This window comes from Amycolatopsis marina (assembly GCF_900111885.1).
In the GTDB taxonomy this organism is placed as follows: Bacteria; Actinomycetota; Actinomycetes; order Mycobacteriales; family Pseudonocardiaceae; genus Amycolatopsis; species Amycolatopsis marina.
The window spans coordinates 95,651-112,909 of sequence record NZ_FOKG01000014.1; the positions used below are offsets into that span (position 1 = coordinate 95,651).

Genomic DNA, 17,259 nt, shown 5'->3' on the forward strand with positions numbered 1-17,259 from the left:
TCGCCAGCGTGGTCACCACGGTGTCGGGGGCGGGACGTACTGGGAAGGTCAAGCGGCGGCCATCCGTGGCCGGTCGTTCTGTTCAGCGAAAACAGCGAGGCGCGCGGCCGTCCTGGCGCTGCGGTGCGTCGGCGCTGTGGCACCTCAACCCGCTACTGATCGCCGAACGCCTCGTGCAGTTCGGCGGTCGGCGGAAGTTCGGCGACGAACCCGAACCGGCCTGCGCGCATCTGCTTCGCTCCGGCCATGAAGGATTTGAGTGCGAGCCGGGAAAGTGCGCCGCCTATGCTGACCCGGCGCACTCCGATCTCGCCGAGCTGTTCCAGAGTGATCGACGGATCCGCGAATCCCATCACGATGTTGACGGGCTTGCGCACCGAGGACACCACTGCGCGCATCTCGTCCAGCGTGCGGAGTCCAGGCGCGTACAGCACGTCGGCTCCGGCGTTCTCGTACGCCTGCAAGCGTTTGATCGTGTCGTCGAGGTCGTCGACACCGTGTAGGAGGTTCTCGGCCCGTGCGGTGAGGAGCAAGGGGGCAGGCAGGGCGTGCGCCGTTTCCGCGGCCGCACGGATCCGCTCGACCGACAACGCGAAGTCGTAGATCGGCGAGTGGCTCTCGCCGCTGTAGTCCTCGATCGATGCTCCGGCAGCGCCCGCGTGCGCGGCGTCTTCGATCATTCGGGCTGCCTCCGCGGGCTCGTGCGCGAAGCCGTTTTCCAGGTCGGCGTTCACCGGCAAGACCGTCGCCTCGTTGATCACCCGGCAGTTGTCCAGGATCTCCTGCCTGGTCGCGAAGGTGCGACCGGCGGCATTGGCCACGCCGAGACTCGTGGTGGCGAGTGCTTCGAAGCCGAGCGAGGCCAGCAGCCTTGCCGTGCCGGCGTCCCACGGATTCGGCAGCAGCAAGGGGTCCGGCCGTTCGTGCAGGGCGCGGAATCGCGCAACTTTCGCTACCAGATCAGTTGTCACGAGTTCACTGTGCCGCCGGCTCGGCGATCAGGCAAATGCATAGTTCTGACCGGAACTCATCAGGAATACTCATCACATGACGTTCGACGAGATCGAGGCCTTCGTCTGTATCGCCGACACTGGAGGGTTCACCGAGGCGTCGCGGCGGTTGCACCGGTCGCAACCCGCGATCAGCAGACGGATCCACGAACTGGAGGGCAGCCTGGGCGCGGCGCTGTTCGAGCGGGTCGGGCGCCGGGTGATCCTCACCGAGGCGGGGCGCCGGTTGCTTCCCTATGCGGAGGCCGCGCTGGCCGCGATCCGCGATGGTGAACGCGCCGTCCGGGACCGGGAGCAGGGTGCTGTGACACTCCGGCTGGCCATCGTCGGAACGCTTGCCGATTCGCATATCGTGGATGCGCTGCGGGAGTTCTCTTCGCGGTCGAAGGAGGTCTCGGTCGACCTGCGCACCGCGACCAGCCGCGAGGTGAGTGCGCTGGTGCGCAGCGGGGACGCCGACCTCGGCCTGCGCTACCACCCCGACACCGACCCCAAGCTGGAGTCGATTCCGCTCGGCGAGGAGAAGCTCTACGTCGTGGTGCCCGCCGGTCATCAGGTCACCGCGGGCCTGCTGCCGGACCTGCGCCTGCTGCGGGACGAAAAGTGGCTCGGCTTCCCGGCGGAACGCGGGCGCGACGGCAGCTTCCGCGGCCTCCTCGAACGTCAACTGGCGGCCGCGGGCATCACCGATCCGGCGATCACCACGGTCGACAGCCTGACCGCGCAGAAAAGGTTGATCGAGGCCGGTCTCGGTGTCGCGCTCATGCCCGTCGACAACATCCGGGAAGAGCTCCGGATCGGCAGCCTGCGCACAATCGACGTGCCCAGCATGGAGGCACGCGTCCCGGTCGTCGCCGTCCGCCGTGCCGGTGGCTACCGCAACCGCGTGGTGACCGACTTCCTCACCGTGCTGACCGCAAGTACTCCAGGGTTGGGGTCGTGATCTGACGTGCGGGTCAGAAGCGGTAGCGGACCACCCAGACTCCGCGGCGGGCTTGGGCGGGCCAGCGGGCGAACCAGCGTGCGAGCAGGCGGTACAGGCCGTTCAGTTGCTCACTTTCCGGTGCGGCGGCGCCGGTCTGTTCGTCGACGAAGGTCAGCCTGGGGTTCATGGCGACCACGTCGTGTGGGTCGTTGAAACCGAATCCGCGAAATTCCTTGGGCATGCCGACCGAACTGGTGTAGCGGCCGGTCATGCGGGCGGCGATCTTGGTGTAGGCGTTGAAGACGAGTTCTCCGCCGGTGAAGTGATCGGTGATGCGCGTCAGCACTTGTTTGTTCTGTTCCTCGCCGAGGAACCCGAGAATGCCGTCACCGACGACGATCGTCGGGCGATCGCTCGGGATCGTGTCGGTCCAGCCAGGGTCGAGCAGCGAGGTGCCGACCGAGTGCGCGTTCTCGCGGTGCGGCATCAGTTCGTCGCGCAACTCGATGACCTCGGGAAGGTCGACGTCGTACCAGTCCACAGTGGCGGGTGGGGCGAGACGGAACATGCGGGTCTCCAGTCCGCTGCCGAGTTCGACGACCACGGCATCGGGATGCGTGCGCACGAACGCGTCCACGGCGCGGTCCAGGATGCTGGTGCGGATGGCGATCGCTTCCGGTACACCCAAGCTCAGCTTCACCGTGTCGATGTCGTAGTCGAGTCGTCGCGCGATGTCGGTGACCAGCGGGTCACGCAGGATCGGGTTGTTCGACCGACTGTCCAGCACGCGGCCTTTCAGGGTGACCAGCAGGGTTTTCTGTACCGGGGTGAGGTGGTCGATGCTGTACGTCTTCACGCTTGCCCTCCCATGTGGTCGCGGTATTTCGCAGTGGACTCCTTGATCCGCTGACCGGCGGGTGAGGTGGTGAACTCGCCGATTGAGGCGTAGACGTCGAACATCGCCATACCGATGCGGGTCGCGTGCTCGCGGTCGAGTGGGTCATCGCCGAAGTGTCTGGCGAGCTGCTCGTGCAGCAGGACCGTCCCACTGTGCATCGCCGCCATCACCGACGCCGCGTCGCGGGCTCTGGCCGAGCCCGGCGGAAAGCGGTCCGGCCAGGTGTGGCTGAGAAAATCCGCGGTGCCCCCGGCGAGCTCGTCGAACACGTTGGCCGCCGCCGGTGAGCCGTCGATCATGGCCCGCGCGAGGTAGCGCAGCAGCAGGCCACTGGTCTCGAAGAGGTCGGTCAGAAAGCCCGGCTCCCCGAGGGAGTTGGTGGTGGCGCTGTCCGTCAGCCGACGGCGGAACACCTCGATCACCGCCTCGTCGCAGGCATCCCGGAGCGCGTCTTTCGTACCGAAATGGTGCTGCACCAGCCCGAGTGAAACACCGGCCGCGTCCGCGATCCCCCGCATCGTTGCGCCTTTGGTGCCGTGCTCGGCGAACTGCGCCAGTGCGGCGTCCCTGATCCTGGCTCGTGCTGTCAGGTCCTCCGCCGGGCGGTCGGCGGAACCGAAGATCGACCCCATAGGCCGTACTATACGATCATATTACGGACAATACAAGCGTATTGTCACGCCGAGATCGCCGGAGAAGTTCGTCGTTGCGCCGGCGCTCGCCTCAGGCGACGGCTCCTGATCTCATTGGCAGGCTTCGCAGTCGGGGTCCTCGATGCGGCAGGCGGCTCCGTCGGTGAGCGGGAAGTCGAAGTCGTCGAGCGCGGGGACGACCGACGTGGCGGATGCTTCTTCCGGTGTGGCGGTGGCGGACATGTCACTCCCTCGAGTAGGAACTTTCTACTCCTGTGTAGCGCTGAAGGCCGTCCTGAATTTCGTGACGCGCGACACAGGGAAGGCCATGCGCGGCGAGTCATTCCAGTTGCGATAATCCGCGGGTGCGCGGGGACCGCCGGGTGACCGCGCTGCCCATTTCTGACTTCGGTGACTTCCCCCGAAAGGACTCCAGTGGAAACGCAGACCGAAACGCTCGAGTTTCAGGCAGAGGCACGTCAGCTCCTGCAGCTGATGGTCCATTCGATCTACTCGAACAAGGACATCTTCCTGCGGGAACTCATCTCCAACGCATCCGATGCGCTGGACAAACTGCGGCTGGAGGCATTCCGGGACAAGGACCTCGAGGTCGACACCGACGACCTGCACATCGACCTCGAAGTCGACGCGGAGCAGCGCACACTCACGGTGCGGGACAACGGGATCGGTATGTCCCGCGACGAGGTCGTGACCCTCATCGGCACCATCGCGAAATCCGGAACGGCCGACCTCCTGCGCAAACTAAAGGAATCGAAGGACTCCGCGGCCTCGCAGGAACTCATCGGGCAGTTCGGTGTCGGCTTCTACTCCAGCTTCATGGTGGCCGACCGGGTCAGCCTGCTGACCCGGCGTGCCGGGGAGAGCGACGCAACCCGCTGGGAGTCCAGCGGAGAGGGCACCTACACCATCGAGACGGTCGACGACGCCCCGCAGGGCACGTCCGTGACGTTGCACCTCAAGCCGGAGGACCAGGACGACCAGCTCTTCGACTACACGAGTACCTGGAAGATCAGGGAGATCATCCAGCGGTACTCCGACTTCATCACCTGGCCGATCCGGATGGAGGTCGAGCGACCGGACGGTGCGGAAGATGCGACCCGCGAGGTCGAGACGGTCAACTCGATGAAGGCGCTGTGGGCCCGGCCCAAGGACGAGGCCACGGAGGACGAGTACAACGAGTTCTACAAACACATCAGCCACGACTGGACCGATCCGCTGGAGACCATCCAGATGCGGGCCGAGGGGACCTTCGAGTACCAGGCGCTGCTGTTCATCCCGTCCCACGCGCCGCTGGACCTGTACATGCGTGAGCGCAAGCGCGGTGTCCAGCTGTACGTGAAGCGCGTGTTCATCATGGACGACTGCGAGGCGCTCATGCCGGAGTACCTGCGCTTCGTGAAGGGTGTCGTGGACGCGCAGGACCTCTCGCTGAACGTGTCGAGGGAGATTCTCCAGCAGGATCGGCAGATCCACCTGATGCGCAAGCGCCTTGTCAAGAAGGTGCTCTCGACGGTCAAGACGATGATGGCCAACGATGGCGATCGCTATCAGACCTTCTGGACGGAGTTCGGCCCTGCCGTCAAGGAGGGTCTGCTCAACGATGTCGACAATCGTGAGTCGATTCTCGACATCGCCTCGTTCGCCTCGACGCACGACGCGGAGAAACCGACCAACCTGCGCGAGTACATCGAGCGGATGAAGGAGGGGCAGGAGAACATCTACTACCTGACCGGCGCCTCCCGGTCGGCCATCGAGAACTCGCCGCACATGGAGGCATTCGCCGCCAAGGGCTTCGAGGTGCTGATCCTCTCCGACCCCGTCGACGAGATGTGGGTGGAGTCGGTTCGTGATTTCGAGGGCAAGCAGTTCCAGTCGATCGCCAAGGGACAGGTCGACCTCGATACCGAGGAAGAAAAGAAGACCGCCGAGTCCGAACGCGACCAGCGGCAGAAGGACTTCGCCGACCTGTTGTCCTGGATGACGAAGTCGCTGGAGGAGAACGTGAAGGAAGTCCGGTTGTCCTCCCGGCTGACCACGTCTCCCGCCTGCATCGTCGGCGACGCGCACGACGTCACGCCCACTCTGGAGAAGATGTACCGCGCGATGGGACAGGACGTACCGCACATCAAGCGAATCCTCGAGATCAACCCGGCGCACCCGCTGGTGAGCGGCCTGCGGAAGGCCTACGACGACCGCAGGGACGAAACCGGGCTGGCCGAGACGGCCGAACTTCTCTACGGGATGGCGCTCCTCGCCGAGGGTGGCGAGTTGAGCGACCCGCCGCGGTTCACCCGCCTGCTGGCCGATCGCCTGGCGAGCGCCCTCTGAGATAGGCCGCCCTTGACCGGGACGTGCCGCGTCGTACGTCCCGGTCAGGACGTCCGACGGCTTTGTCGGGCCTGTCGGCGGCGCCACCTTTACCAGGCGTAACGCCATTGTGGCGCCGTCTGTCGCCACAATGGCTTGTGATGGCGCCATTCGTGTGCCATAGTGGCGCCATGGACTTGACATCTTATGTGGATTTCCTCGGCCGGGAGCTGGCGACCGCCGCCGAGGCCGGGGGCGAGGAGGCCCGTGCGCTGGCTGAGCGATTGACCAGGCCGATCGAGTCGGCGGTCCGGCTGACCCTGTTGGAGGCGTTGTCGGCCGCGGCCGACGAGATCACCCGTGATCTCGCGCCCGGTTCGGTCGAGGTCCGGCTGCGGGGCCGCGATCCGAACTTCGTGGTGACGCCGCCGCCGTCCGAGCCCGCATACGTCACGGCAGCGCCGGAGCCCGAGCCGGCAATGGACCCCGGTCCGGCGGGGGCCGAGGAGGCCGCAACCGCGCGGATCAACTTCCGGCTCCCGGAACAGCTCAAGGCCTCGATCGAGGAGGCGGCCGCGAAGGAGGGCCGCTCGGTCAACGCGTGGCTCGGCAGGGTCGCCTCGGCCGCGTTGCGGCAACCCGGCAAGGAGCAGGCCTCGGCACAGCGCGGCGGCAGGGGCAAGCAGCGCTACACCGGCTGGGTCAGCTAGAGCCAGGCCGCACCACCGCATCTCAACGTTCTCACCAGCGAGAACGTCACACTCACCACATTGAAGGGGATACCTATGCCTACATTCGATACGCCAGATCCGATCATCGTGACTCTCGATATGAGCGTCGCCAACGCGCGGTTCGTCGCGAGCGAGCGCACCGACACCGTGGTCGAGGTGCGTCCGACAGACGAGAACGAATCCTCGGACGTGAAAGCGGCCAAGCAGGTCCGCGTCGAGTACTCGGGCGGCACACTGCTGATCAAGGGCAAGAACCCGCGCCCGTTCGAGGCCTTGTCCACCAAGAGCTGGTCGGTCGACGTGACCGTCGAACTGCCCGAGGGCTCGCAGGTGCAGGCGGACGCGTCCGTCGGCGACTTCCAGTCGACCGGACGGCTCGGCGAGTGCCGGTTCAAGTCCTCCGCCGGGCACGCCCGGTTGGGCCGGACCGGGCCGCTGCGGGTGAACACCTCCGCCGGGCAGGTCTCGGTCGAGGGCGTGGCGGGCGACGCCGAGGTGACCACCGGGTCCGGCCGGGTCCGGATCGGTGAGATCGAGGGCAGCGCCACTATCAAGAACTCCAACGGCAACACCGATATCGGCACGATCGGCGGCGAGGCACGAGTGCGCTCGGCGAACGGCGACATCACGGTGGACCGGGCGGGCGCCGGAGTGGATGCGAAGACCGCCAACGGGGCCATCCGGGTCGGCGAGGTGGCTCGCGGTTCCGTCGTGCTGGAGACCTCGAACGGCGACCTGGAAATCGGCATCGGTGCGGGCGTGGCGGCCTGGCTCGATGTGAAGACCAACTTCGGGCAGGTGCGCAACGCGCTCGACGAGACAGCGAAGCCGCAGGAGAAGACCGGTGAGACGGTCGAAGTACGCGCGCACACCGGATTTGGCGACATCACGGTCAACCGCGCATGAACGGGCGCGTGGCGCGGCATGAGCCCCGGTTCTTACAGCGAAGGAAACTCTGATGACGAACAATGTGGCGCAACCGGCGATCTCCGTGAGCGGGCTACGGAAGTCGTTCGATGACAAGGTGGTGCTGGACGGGATCGACCTGCACGTCCCGCAGGGCACGATCTTCTCGTTGCTCGGCGCGAACGGCGCAGGCAAGACGACCACGGTGAAGATCCTGTCCACGTTGATCGCCGCGAGCGGCGGCCGGGCCGAGGTCGCGGGACATGATGTGGCATCCGAGCCGGATTCGGTGCGCGCGGCGATCGGGGTCACCGGCCAGTTCTCCGCGGTGGACAACCTGCTCACCGGCGAGGAGAACCTGCGATTGATGGCGGACCTGAACCATCTATCCAAAAAGGATGGAAAGAGGGCGGCCGACGATCTGCTCGAGCGGTTCGATCTGACCGAGGCTGCGCGGAAACCGGCATCCACCTACTCCGGTGGCATGCGGCGGCGGCTGGATCTGGCGATGACGCTGGTGGGGAGTCCCCGAGTGATCTTCTTGGACGAGCCGACCACCGGGCTGGATCCGCGCAGCAGGCGGGAGATGTGGCAGATCGTGCGGGAGTTGGTGGCCGCTGGCGTGACCATCTTCCTGACCACACAGTATCTGGACGAGGCCGACGAACTGGCCGACCGGATAGCGGTGCTGGAGGGCGGCAGACTGGTCGCCGAGGGCACCCCGGAGGAGCTGAAACGCCGGATTCCGGGTGGCCACGTCCGGCTCCAGTTCACCGAAGCCAGTGGTTACCGGACCGCGCAACGGGTTCTCGGCCGAGCCGCACACTCCGACGGGGACGCCTTGGCTCTGCGGGTGCCGAACGACGGCAGCCTGCGCTCGCTGAAGGAACTGCTGGACCATCTCGATCGTGAGTCGATCGCGGTGGACGGGTTTTCCGTGCACACGCCCGATCTGGACGACGTTTTCCTTGCCCTTACTGGTGATTCCGACGACGAGAAGGTGACGGCCCAATGACCGCCGCAGTTGCGAACTATCCATTGCGCGATTCGACGACGATGGTGCGCCGCAACCTCAAACGGATGGTGCGATATCCGTCGATGACCGTGCAGCTGATCGCCATGCCGGTCCTCCTGCTGCTGTTGTTCGTGTACGTGTTCGGTGGCACCCTCGGCGCCGGGCTCGGCGGGTCTTCCGGCGGCCGTGCCGAATACGTCAACTACGTGGTGCCGGCGATCCTGGTGATCACCATCGCGACCGTTGTTCAGGGCACCGCGATATCCGTCGCCATGGACATGACAGAAGGGATCATTGCCCGCTTCCGCACCATGAACATCGCCAGGGTGTCGGTGCTGACCGGCCACGTGGTCGGCAGCATCATCCAGGTCTTCCTGTGCCTCGCCGTGGTGATCGGGGTCGCCCTGGCGATCGGCTTCCGCCCACAAGCGGGCTTCGTCGACTGGCTGGCGTTGGTCGGAGTGCTCGCCGCTGTGAGCTTCGCGCTGGTCTGGTTCACCGTGGCGGTCGGCCAGGCTTCGAAGACCGTCGAAGGCGCCAGCAGTTTGCCGATGCCGCTGATGTTCCTGCCGTTTCTCGGCAGCGGGTTCGTGCCGACCGAGTCGATGCCCGCGAGCGTGCGCTGGTTCGCCGAGTACCAGCCGTTCACCCCGATCATGGAATCCATCCGGGCACTGCTGATGGACACTCCGGTCGGCAACGACGTGTGGATCGCGCTGGCCTGGTGCGCGGGCATCGCACTGCTCGGCTACGTGTGGGCGAAGAAGCTCTACAACCGCCAGGCGTGACCTGGCGTTGTGGCCAAACCCGACTGGAGTCCGTTATGGACTACAGCCGGGTTTGGCTGCTAATGGTGGGTCCCATCCGATTCCCTCAAGGATGGTGCGCCTGCAAGTACCACCATGCAAGATCACCCTCGCCGTCACCTACCCCCATCCGCACTTTCCCGGGAAAGTGGGGTGATCGGGTCGGCTGCTGCCGGATCAGGGGAACTGTAGGCCGAGGAGACCTGGGGGTAGGACTGGTGTTCGAGTAGAGTCCGATGCTCCCTGTCCTTCGAACCTCGGGCTGCGCAATTTTGCTGCAAGGGGACGCACCGCCGCCACGCCGATGACAGCTTCGCCCTGTTCTCCGCCATCGACGCGGGCAGCGCCGACATGCACGACAATCTCTACAACGGTCTGCGGATGAGCGGCGATGACCAGGACATCCGCAACACCACCGAACGGCGGGACGGAGTGCTGACCCGTCAGAAGGAGGCGACGCGCAGCTCCCGTGGGGTCATCCCGAAGCGCTGCCGAAAGGCCGTGCTGAACGTGCCGGCGGAGACGAATCCACACCGGTGGGCGAGTTCGGTGATTGAGATGTTCCGGTAGGCCGGATTGGCCAGGCAGTCGTGCGCGAGCGAAAGACGCTCCTCGCGAACGAGTTCGCGGGCAGTGGTGCCTGCCCGCTGGAGCGCCAACTGGATCTGCCGCACCGACCAACCGAGCGCGCTGGCGATCATCTCGCCATTGAGTCCGGGGTCCTGGGCGTGGTCGCGTACATAGCGCCGGATCGCTGCTTCGATCTCGCTGTAGTGATCACCGGCGTTGATCACGCAGTCGCCCAGTTGTATGCACAGCAGTTCGGTCAGCCGGTCGACGACCGCGTCGAACTGGTGTGAGGTGAGCTGGTCCAACTCCCGGACGATGCTGTCGAGCAGGTTATGCACCACACCGCCCAGCCCAGTGGAGAAGTCGAGCGGGGCGCTCAGTCTCGCGTGCCGGTTCATCCGCCGCTGGATCTCGCGCCGTTGGATGGTGACGGCGCGTAGCTGGGCGTGCGGTGAGTGGGTGACGGTGAACGGCCGGGCCGTTGACACCAGACTCGCGTAACCGGGACGCAGGACGAGTTCGCCGTCGTCGGCGTCGATGATCGCGGTACCGGCCGTCGGGGCCAGGAGCACGTAGGAATCGATACCGTCCTTCCGCACGTGCTTCGGTTTTCTGCCGTACCGCACCGGCGGCGAATGCCACGCCAGTACCTGGTTCCGGTCGGTTCGCATACGGGTGAGGGTGCCCGTCACCGCCTCGTTCTCGGGAAACTCGCAGTCCATCTGGCACTGGTAGTTGGTGGCGACCGAGCGCCAGAACTCCCGGGCGTCGCCGGGTGGCATCCCGGCCGTGCTCGCCGTCTCGGCGTGAAACTCGGTGTGGGGCACGGCTGTCGCTCCTGTCGGTCGTTCCAGGCATCCGACCCGATGTAGCTTAGCTCACGTTTCGGCGACGCCAACCTGCCCAGCCGTGTGACCAGTGCTCACGCACCACCACCAGGTGTCAGTTCGGCCCATTGTTGCCCGCTCAGGGCGCTCCTAGCGTGATTGCACGGCCCGACCGATCGAACGCGAATCGGGCATCCAACGTCTCACTGGAGGGTCTTCCTATGGACCTCGCGAGCTTGATTCGTACCGGAGCCAAGCACTACACCGACCAGCCTGCGATCGTCTGTGACGGCAGGAGCCAGAGCTACGCGCAGGTCTACCGGCGCTCCTGCAAGCTGGACAACGCCCTTGCTGGTCTGGGCGTCCAGCAGGGTGATCGGGTGGCGACGCTGACCGACAACAGTCCCGAAGCGCTCGAGCTCGTGTTCGGTATCGCGCTGGGTGGTTTCGTGCGTGCGTCGCTGTACACCCACAACAGTGCCGAACTGAATCGCTACCTGCTGGACCACATCGGCGCGACCGTGCTGATCGTGCAACGGCAACACTACGACGGCATCGCCCCACATCTCGCGTCCGCCCGCACTGTGCGGCACGTCCTGGTACTCGACGGTGAGGTGCCCAGCGGGGTGCTCGACTACGAGGGTCTGCTCGCCGAGGCCTCCGACGGGGATCGCGGCCTCGTGCTGCCGCCGGACGCGCCGCAGACGATCCGGTTCTCCGCGGGAACCACCGGAAAGCCGAAGGGCATCATGCATTCGGTCCGCGCGTGGACGGGGTTGGGCACCGAGACGGCCAGCATACTGCCGGAGCTGACCTCGGCGGACTGTTACCTCGCCGCGGGGCCGCTGGCCCACGCCACGATCATGCCCGTCGCCGGGGTACTCGCGGCGGGCGGCTCGGTGGTGGTGCTACGCGCGTTCGAGCCGGGCGAGTTCCTCGCGGCGATCGAGCGGCATCGCTGCACCCTGACCTTCGGCGTCCCGACGATGGTGCAGTTGGCCGCGCAGCATCCGACGGCACAACGAACCGAACTGAGCAGCCTGCGGGTCTTCGTCTACGGCGGCTCACCCATGACCGAGACCGCGCTCGACGAGGCGCGCGCCGTGTTCGGTGACGTCATGCTGCAGCTGTACGGGCAGAGCGAAGGAGCGCCGGTCACCTGTCTGCCGCCCGGGGACCACACCGCGCAGGGTGGGCGACTGCTGCGATCCGCGGGCAAGCCGACCGCCAACTCGCGGATCAGGATCGTCGACGAACAGGGCAACGAGCTGCCGGAGGGCGAGATCGGCGAGATCGCGTTCCAGACGCCGAGTGCGTTCACCGAGATCTGGGACGACCCGGCCGCCACCAGCGCACGCCGACTGCCGGACGGCTCCGTGCTCTCTCGTGACATGGGCTATCTCGAGGACGGCTATCTCTTTCTCACCGACCGCAAGGAAGACATGATCATCTCCGGCGGCTTCAACATCTGGCCGGCCGAACTGGAGAACGCGCTGGTCGCGCATCCCGCTGTGCGCGAAGCCTCGGTCGTCGGGATCCCCCACGACAAGTGGGGTGAGACGCCGTTGGCGCTCGTCGTGCTGGCGGACGGCGCCACGGCCACCGAGGACGAACTGATCGCCTGGACGCGGGACAGGGTCGGCGCCGTCAAACGGGTCACCAGCGTCCGTTTCGGTACCGAACTGCCGAAGACCCCAGTGGGCAAGGTGCTGCGCCGGCTGGTGCGGGACCAGTACCGCCCCGAAGCAACCCAATGAGAATCGGAACAAAAACCATGAAACGTGTATTCGTTGTCGGCGTCGGCATGACCAAGTTCGACAAGCCGGGCAAGCCTGCCCCCAACTATCCCGAGCTTGCTCTCGAGGCAGTGACCGCTGCGCTGACCGACGCCGGGATCACCTATCCCGACATCGAGCAGGCAGCTGTCGGCTATGTGCACGCCGACTCGACCGCGGGCCAGCGTGCGGTCTACGAGTTGGGGATGACCGGCATCCCGGTGCTGAACATGAACAACAACTGTGCGAGCGGATCGACGGCGCTGTTCTACGCCCGGCAGCTCATCGCGGGTGGTCTCGCGGACTGCGTGCTGGCCCTCGGTTTCGAGAAGATGCAGCGCGGCTCCCTCGGCACGCCCGCACATCCGCAGGCGGCCAATCCCGTCGAGAAGTTCGTCAGGGCGGCCGCCGAGTTTCGCGAACCGACCGGCGCCCCGATCGTGCTGGAGATGTTCCGCGCCGCCGGGCTGGAGCACATGGAGCGCTACGGGACCACGGCCGAACAGTTCGCCAAGGTGGCGGAGAAGAACCACCGCCACTCCGCGGCGAATCCCAACGCCCAGTTCCAGGACGTGTACTCGCTCGAGGAGATTCTTTCCTCCACGCTGGTGTGTGATCCGCTGACCAAGCTCCAGTGCTCGCCCACCTCGGACGGCTCGGCCGCGGCGATCGTGGTCTCCGAGGACTTCGTCGAGCGACACCAACTCGGCGATCAGGCCATCGAGATCGTGGGTCAGTCACTGACCACGGACAGAGAGGACGCCTACGACAGCGCGTTCGACATCGTGGGCATGGGGGTCAGCGAGCGGGCCGCTCGACAGGCCTATGAGCGGGCCCAACTCGGCCCGGAGGACATCGACGTGATCGAGCTGCACGACTGCTTCTCGATCAACGAGATTCTCACCTACGAGGCACTGGGGCTCTGTGCCGAAGGCGAAGGCGGTTCGCTGATCGACGCCGGGGCGACCACGTACGGCGGCAAGTGGGTGGTCAATCCCTCCGGGGGGCTGATCTCCAAGGGACATCCACTGGGCGCGACCGGTCTTGCCCAGTGCGCGGAGCTGAACTGGCAGCTGCGTGGCCTGGCCGGGCGCCGCCAGGCCCAGGACGCGCGGGTCGGCTTGGCCCACAACGTCGGCCTCGGCAGCGCCGGTGTGGTCACCATCTACCAGAAGGCGGCGGCATGACCGAGCGGGTGTTGTTCGAACGCCGTGGGCACGTCGCGATTCTCACGATAAACCGGCCGGAGCGTAGGAACGCCTTCGATCTGGCGACAGCGCACGAGATGGAATCGGCGATCGACCAGTTCGAGGCCGATGACGACCTGCGGGTCGCTGTACTCACCGGAGCCGGGGAGATGTTCTGCGCGGGACAGGACATCATCGCGGCGGCCCGGGGCGAGATCGGTGCGACCGAACGTCGGGGCGGCGGCGGCATCATGGCCGAGCCACCGGAGAAGCCGATCATCGCGGCGGTCGAGGGACACGCGGTGGGTGGCGGCCTCGAAGTCTGTCTCAGCTGTGACCTCGTGGTCGCGGCGCGTACGGCGAAAATGGGCCTCACCGAGGCCAAACGGGGGTTTCCCGCGATGGGCGGTGGACTGTTCCGGCTGCCCAGGCGCATCCCGTATGCCATCGCCATGGAGGCGGCCATCACCGGGGCCACCTGGTCCGCGGAACGGTTCCATGAGCTCGGCCTGGTCAATCGCCTCGCCGAACCAGGTTCGGCGCTGACCGTCGCGCTCGAACTGGCCGAGGAGATCGCGGCGGCGGGACCGGTCGCGGTACGCGCCAGCAAGGCCATCGTGCGCCGGAGTCAGGAGTGGACCGACGAGGAGAGCTGGACCAACCAGGTTCCGTTCATCGACCAGGTGTTGAACTCCGCCGACTACCGCGAGGGGATGGCCGCCTTCGCCGAGAAACGTCAACCAGTATGGAAGGGACGCTGACCCTGTGAGCGAAACACGACAGCTACTAGACATCCAGGGCCGCGTCGCCGTGGTCACCGGAGCCGGTCAGGGTGTTGGCCGCCAGATCGCCCTCGATCTCGCCGCGCACGGCGCGGGCGCGGTTGTGGTGAACGACATCAACCGCGAGCGTGCGGAGAGTGTGGCCGACGAGATCAGGAAGAGCGGGACCGAAGCCATGGGCGCCCAGTGCGACGTGGTGGACTTCGACGCGGTGGGCGAAATGTTCACGGCGATCAAGGACGCGTACGGCCCGGTCGGGGTACTGGTCAACAACGCGGGTAATCAGGGTGGCGACGCGGCGCCCCCATCAGTGCCGTTCTGGGAGCAGGGGCCCGCACAGTGGCTGCCGTCCATCGGGGTGAATCTGCACGGTGTGCTCAACTGCACCAGGAACGCACTCGCGCAAATGGTCTACGGCAAATCCGGTGGCCGGATCGTCACCGTCATCTCCGACGCCGGGCGGGTCGGAGAGATCAACGGTCTCGAGGCGTACTCCGCCGCCAAAGCCGGCGCCGCGGGCCTGACCAGGTCACTGGCGCGTCTGGGCGGCCGGCATCTGGTCACGGCCAACTGCGTCGCGCTCGGTGCGACCCGTACGCCGGCTACCGAGCAGTACCTCGCCGATCCCGAGCAGAGCAAGCGCATCCTGTCGCAGTACATGGTGCGCCGAGTCGGCGAGCCGTCGGACGCGGCGGGCATGGTCACGTTTCTCGCTTCCGCCGCAGGGTCCTGGATCACCGGGCAGACGATCCCGGTCAACGGCGGGTATTCGGTGACCCTATGAGCGTCGCCTCCACGGAGTTCACGACCGGACTTTTCGATGTCGCGGGCAAGACCGCCGTGGTGACCGGCGGCACCAGCGGCATCGGGTTGATGATCGCCGAGGGACTGGTGCGGGCGGGTGCGCGGGTGGTGGTCTCCTCCCGCAAACCACAGGCATGCGCGGACACCGCGGACCAGCTCAGCCGGTTCGGGCAGTGTTCGGGTGTTCCTGCCGATGTGTCCACACCGGAGGGTGTGGCGGTACTGAAGCACGCGGTGACGGAGATCTTCGACGGCAGGCTCGACATCCTGGTGAACAACGCGGGTGCCACCTGGGGCGCGCCACTCGAGGAGTTTCCGGACGCGGCGTGGGACAAGCTGGTGAACCTCAACCTGACCGGGGTGTTCCGGCTTACCGTCGCCCTGCTGGACGCGTTGCGCACGGGGGCCAGTGCCGCGGATCCCGCTCGTGTGATCAACATCGGGTCGATCGCAGGCATTCGGGTGACGTCCATGGAGAACTACGCCTACAGCGCGACCAAGGCGGCGGTACATATGCTCACCCGCCACCTGGCCAGTCGCCTCAGCACCGAGAGCGTGACGGTCAACGCGATAGCTCCCGGCTACTTCGAGAGCAGGATGAGCGCCTTCGTGTTCAACGACCCGGATGCGAAACAGGCACTCGATCAGTTCATTCCAATGGGCAGGACCGGCGGTACCGCCGACATCACGGGGGTTGTGCAGTTCCTGTCCTCGCGTGCAGGGGCGTATCTGACGGGCGCACTGATCCCGTTGGACGGAGGCGTCGTCGACTGCACCTAGTCACACGTCGTGGGTGGGGCTGGCCAAGGCGGCCAGCTCCACCGCCACTCGCAGCGAAAGGCTCGCCGGGTCGACCGACCTGCCCGTCATCGCCTCGATCCGCTCCACCCGCTTGATAACGGTGTTGGGATGCACATGGAGGCGACGTGCGGTCTTCGTGGGACTGGCCAGCTCCTCCAGGTAGACGCGCAGGGTCTCCAGCAGGCGAACGGCCGACTCGTCCTCGCTTGCCAGCCTGCCCAGTTGCCGATGCACGAACGTGCTCGCCGACGCCAGGTCGCGAGAGGCGAGCGAAGCGACGGCGACGTCATCGAAGAGCACCGGCTTGACGCCCTTCGTGAGCCCCACGGCCTCACCGACCCGGCGCGCCTCCAGCGCTTCGAGATGGCTGGCACGGAAACCGCCCACACCCTGCTGCGGTGCGCCCCACGCGCAGTGGATTCCCTCGGGCAGCGAGCCGTCCTGCAGCACGTCCCGCCACGTTTTCGCATGGCAGGAGATCCAGCCGTACACACTGCGTTCACCATGAGGTACCGACAGGTGCTGTCGCGGTCGCATGTGTTCGATCAGCGTCGTGACGGCGGCGTCCAACCGGTCCAGCTGGGACAGTGAGTCCGTCCATGCCACATAACCGATATGGGTGGCGTTGAGTGCGTAGCCAAGGGCGTGCTCGGCCTCGATCGGGCTCATCGATCCGGCGAGCATGGCCGTGACGACCTCCGCTCGCCGGGACATCGCCCGCCGCTCCAGCAGGGCGCGTTCGGCGGCGTACGCGGCGGCGGTCTCCTTGCTCGCGGTCTGGAAGTAGGCGAACAGATGAGCCGAAGCGAGTTCGAGGACGTCGGCGCGATGTTCCGGAGCCAGCTGGTACGGGCCCTCCCGCAGGGCGGCGGCCAACCGCCGCCACAAGCCCGCGTGAATCTTCTCGAAGGCTCGCAGCAGAGCGGTCAGTGAGGGCATGTCCCGCCGTGCCAGGGCGCGGGTGTGTTTGCCGATGAAGGCGGGCATCGTCATCCGGCCGTCACGCGGTGGCTGGCCGACGCAGGCGGAGAGTGCGACCAGGTGGATCCGAACCGAATCCCTGATGGCGCCGCGTGGGTCGTTCCGCGCCACCGCGAGTTCCGGGATCTCGGCGAGCTCTTCGTCCACCAGGGAATCGAGCAGGACGTCGAGTTCCGCGTTCGTCCAGCGGACCAGCCACCGCAACGGCTGCGGCGCTGAGTCGACCTGACTCATGGGATGTGCAGCAGTCATTGTCCTCGACATGGCGGGATCCTAAGGCC

17 protein-coding genes are annotated in these 17,259 nt (G+C 66.3%); 11 read left to right on the top strand and 6 right to left on the bottom strand.

Annotated features, from left to right (window positions below):
- Nucleotides 1-152: 152 nt before the first annotated feature.
- Entirely contained in the window at nucleotides 153-971 is an 819-nt protein-coding gene (locus tag BM199_RS22175) for an isocitrate lyase/PEP mutase family protein (RefSeq protein WP_245788541.1), read from the bottom strand.
- 76 nt (nucleotides 972-1,047) lie between these two features.
- Here BM199_RS22175 and BM199_RS22180 point away from each other — a divergent pair, with 76 nt between their 5' ends.
- Nucleotides 1,048-1,953 carry a LysR family transcriptional regulator gene (locus tag BM199_RS22180; RefSeq protein WP_091675230.1) on the top strand — a complete coding sequence of 302 codons (906 nt, stop codon included), beginning with the start codon at nucleotides 1,048-1,050 and terminating at the stop codon, nucleotides 1,951-1,953.
- 13 nt (nucleotides 1,954-1,966) lie between these two features.
- Here the strand turns inward: BM199_RS22180 and BM199_RS22185 are convergent, their stop codons facing one another.
- From BM199_RS22185 to BM199_RS34990, 3 genes are all read right to left on the bottom strand, one after another.
- Nucleotides 1,967-2,791, bottom strand: coding sequence for a class I SAM-dependent methyltransferase (locus BM199_RS22185; protein WP_177242737.1), 825 nt, complete (start codon nucleotides 2,789-2,791; stop codon nucleotides 1,967-1,969).
- Entirely contained in the window at nucleotides 2,788-3,465 is a 678-nt protein-coding gene (locus BM199_RS34985) for a TetR/AcrR family transcriptional regulator (protein WP_091675232.1), read from the bottom strand. The genes BM199_RS22185 and BM199_RS34985 overlap by 4 nt, the downstream gene beginning before the upstream one ends.
- 111 nt (nucleotides 3,466-3,576) lie before the next feature.
- Complete coding sequence (locus BM199_RS34990) at nucleotides 3,577-3,708, bottom strand: hypothetical protein (protein WP_281245737.1); 132 nt, start codon at nucleotides 3,706-3,708, stop codon at nucleotides 3,577-3,579.
- Nucleotides 3,709-3,900: 192 nt separating this feature from the next.
- On the opposite strand from BM199_RS34990, the gene htpG reads away from it, so the two are divergent.
- The 5 genes from htpG (at nucleotide 3,901) to BM199_RS22215 (ending at nucleotide 9,233) form a co-directional block, all read left to right on the top strand.
- The gene (gene htpG, locus BM199_RS22195) at nucleotides 3,901-5,814 is read left to right on the top strand and encodes a molecular chaperone HtpG (protein ID WP_091675233.1); all 1,914 of its coding nucleotides are present in this window, start codon (nucleotides 3,901-3,903) and stop codon (nucleotides 5,812-5,814) included.
- Between the two features lie 170 nt (nucleotides 5,815-5,984).
- Nucleotides 5,985-6,503 (top strand): Arc family DNA-binding protein, encoded by a 519-nt coding sequence (locus tag BM199_RS22200; RefSeq protein WP_091675234.1) that lies wholly within the window; start codon nucleotides 5,985-5,987, stop codon nucleotides 6,501-6,503.
- A gap of 75 nt (nucleotides 6,504-6,578) precedes the next feature.
- Nucleotides 6,579-7,430: a DUF4097 family beta strand repeat-containing protein gene (locus BM199_RS22205; RefSeq protein WP_091675235.1), complete on the top strand. Its 852-nt coding sequence runs from the start codon at nucleotides 6,579-6,581 to the stop codon at nucleotides 7,428-7,430.
- Nucleotides 7,431-7,482: 52 nt separating this feature from the next.
- A complete protein-coding gene (locus BM199_RS22210) occupies nucleotides 7,483-8,445 on the top strand; it encodes an ATP-binding cassette domain-containing protein (RefSeq protein ID WP_091675236.1) in 963 nt (320 codons plus the stop codon).
- On the top strand, nucleotides 8,442-9,233 hold the full coding sequence (locus BM199_RS22215) for an ABC transporter permease (protein ID WP_091675237.1): 792 nt from the start codon (nucleotides 8,442-8,444) through the stop codon (nucleotides 9,231-9,233). The genes BM199_RS22210 and BM199_RS22215 overlap by 4 nt, the downstream gene beginning before the upstream one ends.
- Nucleotides 9,234-9,694: 461 nt before the next feature.
- On the opposite strand, the gene BM199_RS22220 is transcribed toward BM199_RS22215, so the two are convergent.
- Nucleotides 9,695-10,648: an AraC-like ligand-binding domain-containing protein gene (locus BM199_RS22220; RefSeq protein ID WP_091675238.1), complete on the bottom strand. Its 954-nt coding sequence runs from the start codon at nucleotides 10,646-10,648 to the stop codon at nucleotides 9,695-9,697.
- Between the two features lie 221 nt (nucleotides 10,649-10,869).
- Between BM199_RS22220 and BM199_RS22225 the strand changes: the two genes are divergently transcribed.
- From BM199_RS22225 to BM199_RS22245, 5 genes are read left to right on the top strand one after another with little or no spacing between them, the layout of a single operon-like run.
- Nucleotides 10,870-12,405: an AMP-binding protein gene (locus tag BM199_RS22225; RefSeq protein ID WP_091675239.1), complete on the top strand. Its 1,536-nt coding sequence runs from the start codon at nucleotides 10,870-10,872 to the stop codon at nucleotides 12,403-12,405.
- Nucleotides 12,406-12,422: 17 nt separating this feature from the next.
- Entirely contained in the window at nucleotides 12,423-13,610 is a 1,188-nt protein-coding gene (locus BM199_RS22230; protein ID WP_091675240.1) for a lipid-transfer protein, read from the top strand.
- On the top strand, nucleotides 13,607-14,371 hold the full coding sequence (locus BM199_RS22235) for a crotonase/enoyl-CoA hydratase family protein (RefSeq protein WP_091675241.1): 765 nt from the start codon (nucleotides 13,607-13,609) through the stop codon (nucleotides 14,369-14,371). Before BM199_RS22230 ends, BM199_RS22235 begins: the two co-directional genes overlap by 4 nt.
- A 4-nt stretch (nucleotides 14,372-14,375) precedes the next feature.
- Complete coding sequence (locus tag BM199_RS22240) at nucleotides 14,376-15,176, top strand: SDR family NAD(P)-dependent oxidoreductase (protein WP_091675242.1); 801 nt, start codon at nucleotides 14,376-14,378, stop codon at nucleotides 15,174-15,176.
- Nucleotides 15,173-15,976: an SDR family NAD(P)-dependent oxidoreductase gene (locus BM199_RS22245; protein ID WP_091675243.1), complete on the top strand. Its 804-nt coding sequence runs from the start codon at nucleotides 15,173-15,175 to the stop codon at nucleotides 15,974-15,976. Before BM199_RS22240 ends, BM199_RS22245 begins: the two co-directional genes overlap by 4 nt.
- Here BM199_RS22245 and BM199_RS22250 read toward each other — a convergent pair whose 3' ends face one another.
- Nucleotides 15,977-17,212, bottom strand: coding sequence for a PucR family transcriptional regulator (locus BM199_RS22250; RefSeq protein ID WP_177242738.1), 1,236 nt, complete (start codon nucleotides 17,210-17,212; stop codon nucleotides 15,977-15,979).
- Nucleotides 17,213-17,259 lie beyond the last annotated feature (47 nt).

Bases quoted from the DNA above. Each gene is read 5' to 3' on its own strand.
- BM199_RS22200 (WP_091675234.1), top strand. From the start codon at position 5,985: ATGGACTTGACATCTTATGTGGATTTCCTCGGCCGGGAGCTGGCGACC.
- BM199_RS34985 (WP_091675232.1), bottom strand. From the start codon at position 3,465: ATGGGGTCGATCTTCGGTTCCGCCGACCGCCCGGCGGAGGACCTGACA.
- BM199_RS22230 (WP_091675240.1), top strand. From the start codon at position 12,423: ATGAAACGTGTATTCGTTGTCGGCGTCGGCATGACCAAGTTCGACAAG.
- BM199_RS34990 (WP_281245737.1), bottom strand. From the start codon at position 3,708: ATGTCCGCCACCGCCACACCGGAAGAAGCATCCGCCACGTCGGTCGTC.
- BM199_RS22180 (WP_091675230.1), top strand. From the start codon at position 1,048: ATGACGTTCGACGAGATCGAGGCCTTCGTCTGTATCGCCGACACTGGA.
- BM199_RS22210 (WP_091675236.1), top strand. From the start codon at position 7,483: ATGACGAACAATGTGGCGCAACCGGCGATCTCCGTGAGCGGGCTACGG.
- BM199_RS22215 (WP_091675237.1), top strand. From the start codon at position 8,442: ATGACCGCCGCAGTTGCGAACTATCCATTGCGCGATTCGACGACGATG.
- BM199_RS22245 (WP_091675243.1), top strand. From the start codon at position 15,173: ATGAGCGTCGCCTCCACGGAGTTCACGACCGGACTTTTCGATGTCGCG.
- BM199_RS22225 (WP_091675239.1), top strand. From the start codon at position 10,870: ATGGACCTCGCGAGCTTGATTCGTACCGGAGCCAAGCACTACACCGAC.
- BM199_RS22250 (WP_177242738.1), bottom strand. From the start codon at position 17,212: ATGAGTCAGGTCGACTCAGCGCCGCAGCCGTTGCGGTGGCTGGTCCGC.
- BM199_RS22235 (WP_091675241.1), top strand. From the start codon at position 13,607: ATGACCGAGCGGGTGTTGTTCGAACGCCGTGGGCACGTCGCGATTCTC.
- BM199_RS22205 (WP_091675235.1), top strand. From the start codon at position 6,579: ATGCCTACATTCGATACGCCAGATCCGATCATCGTGACTCTCGATATG.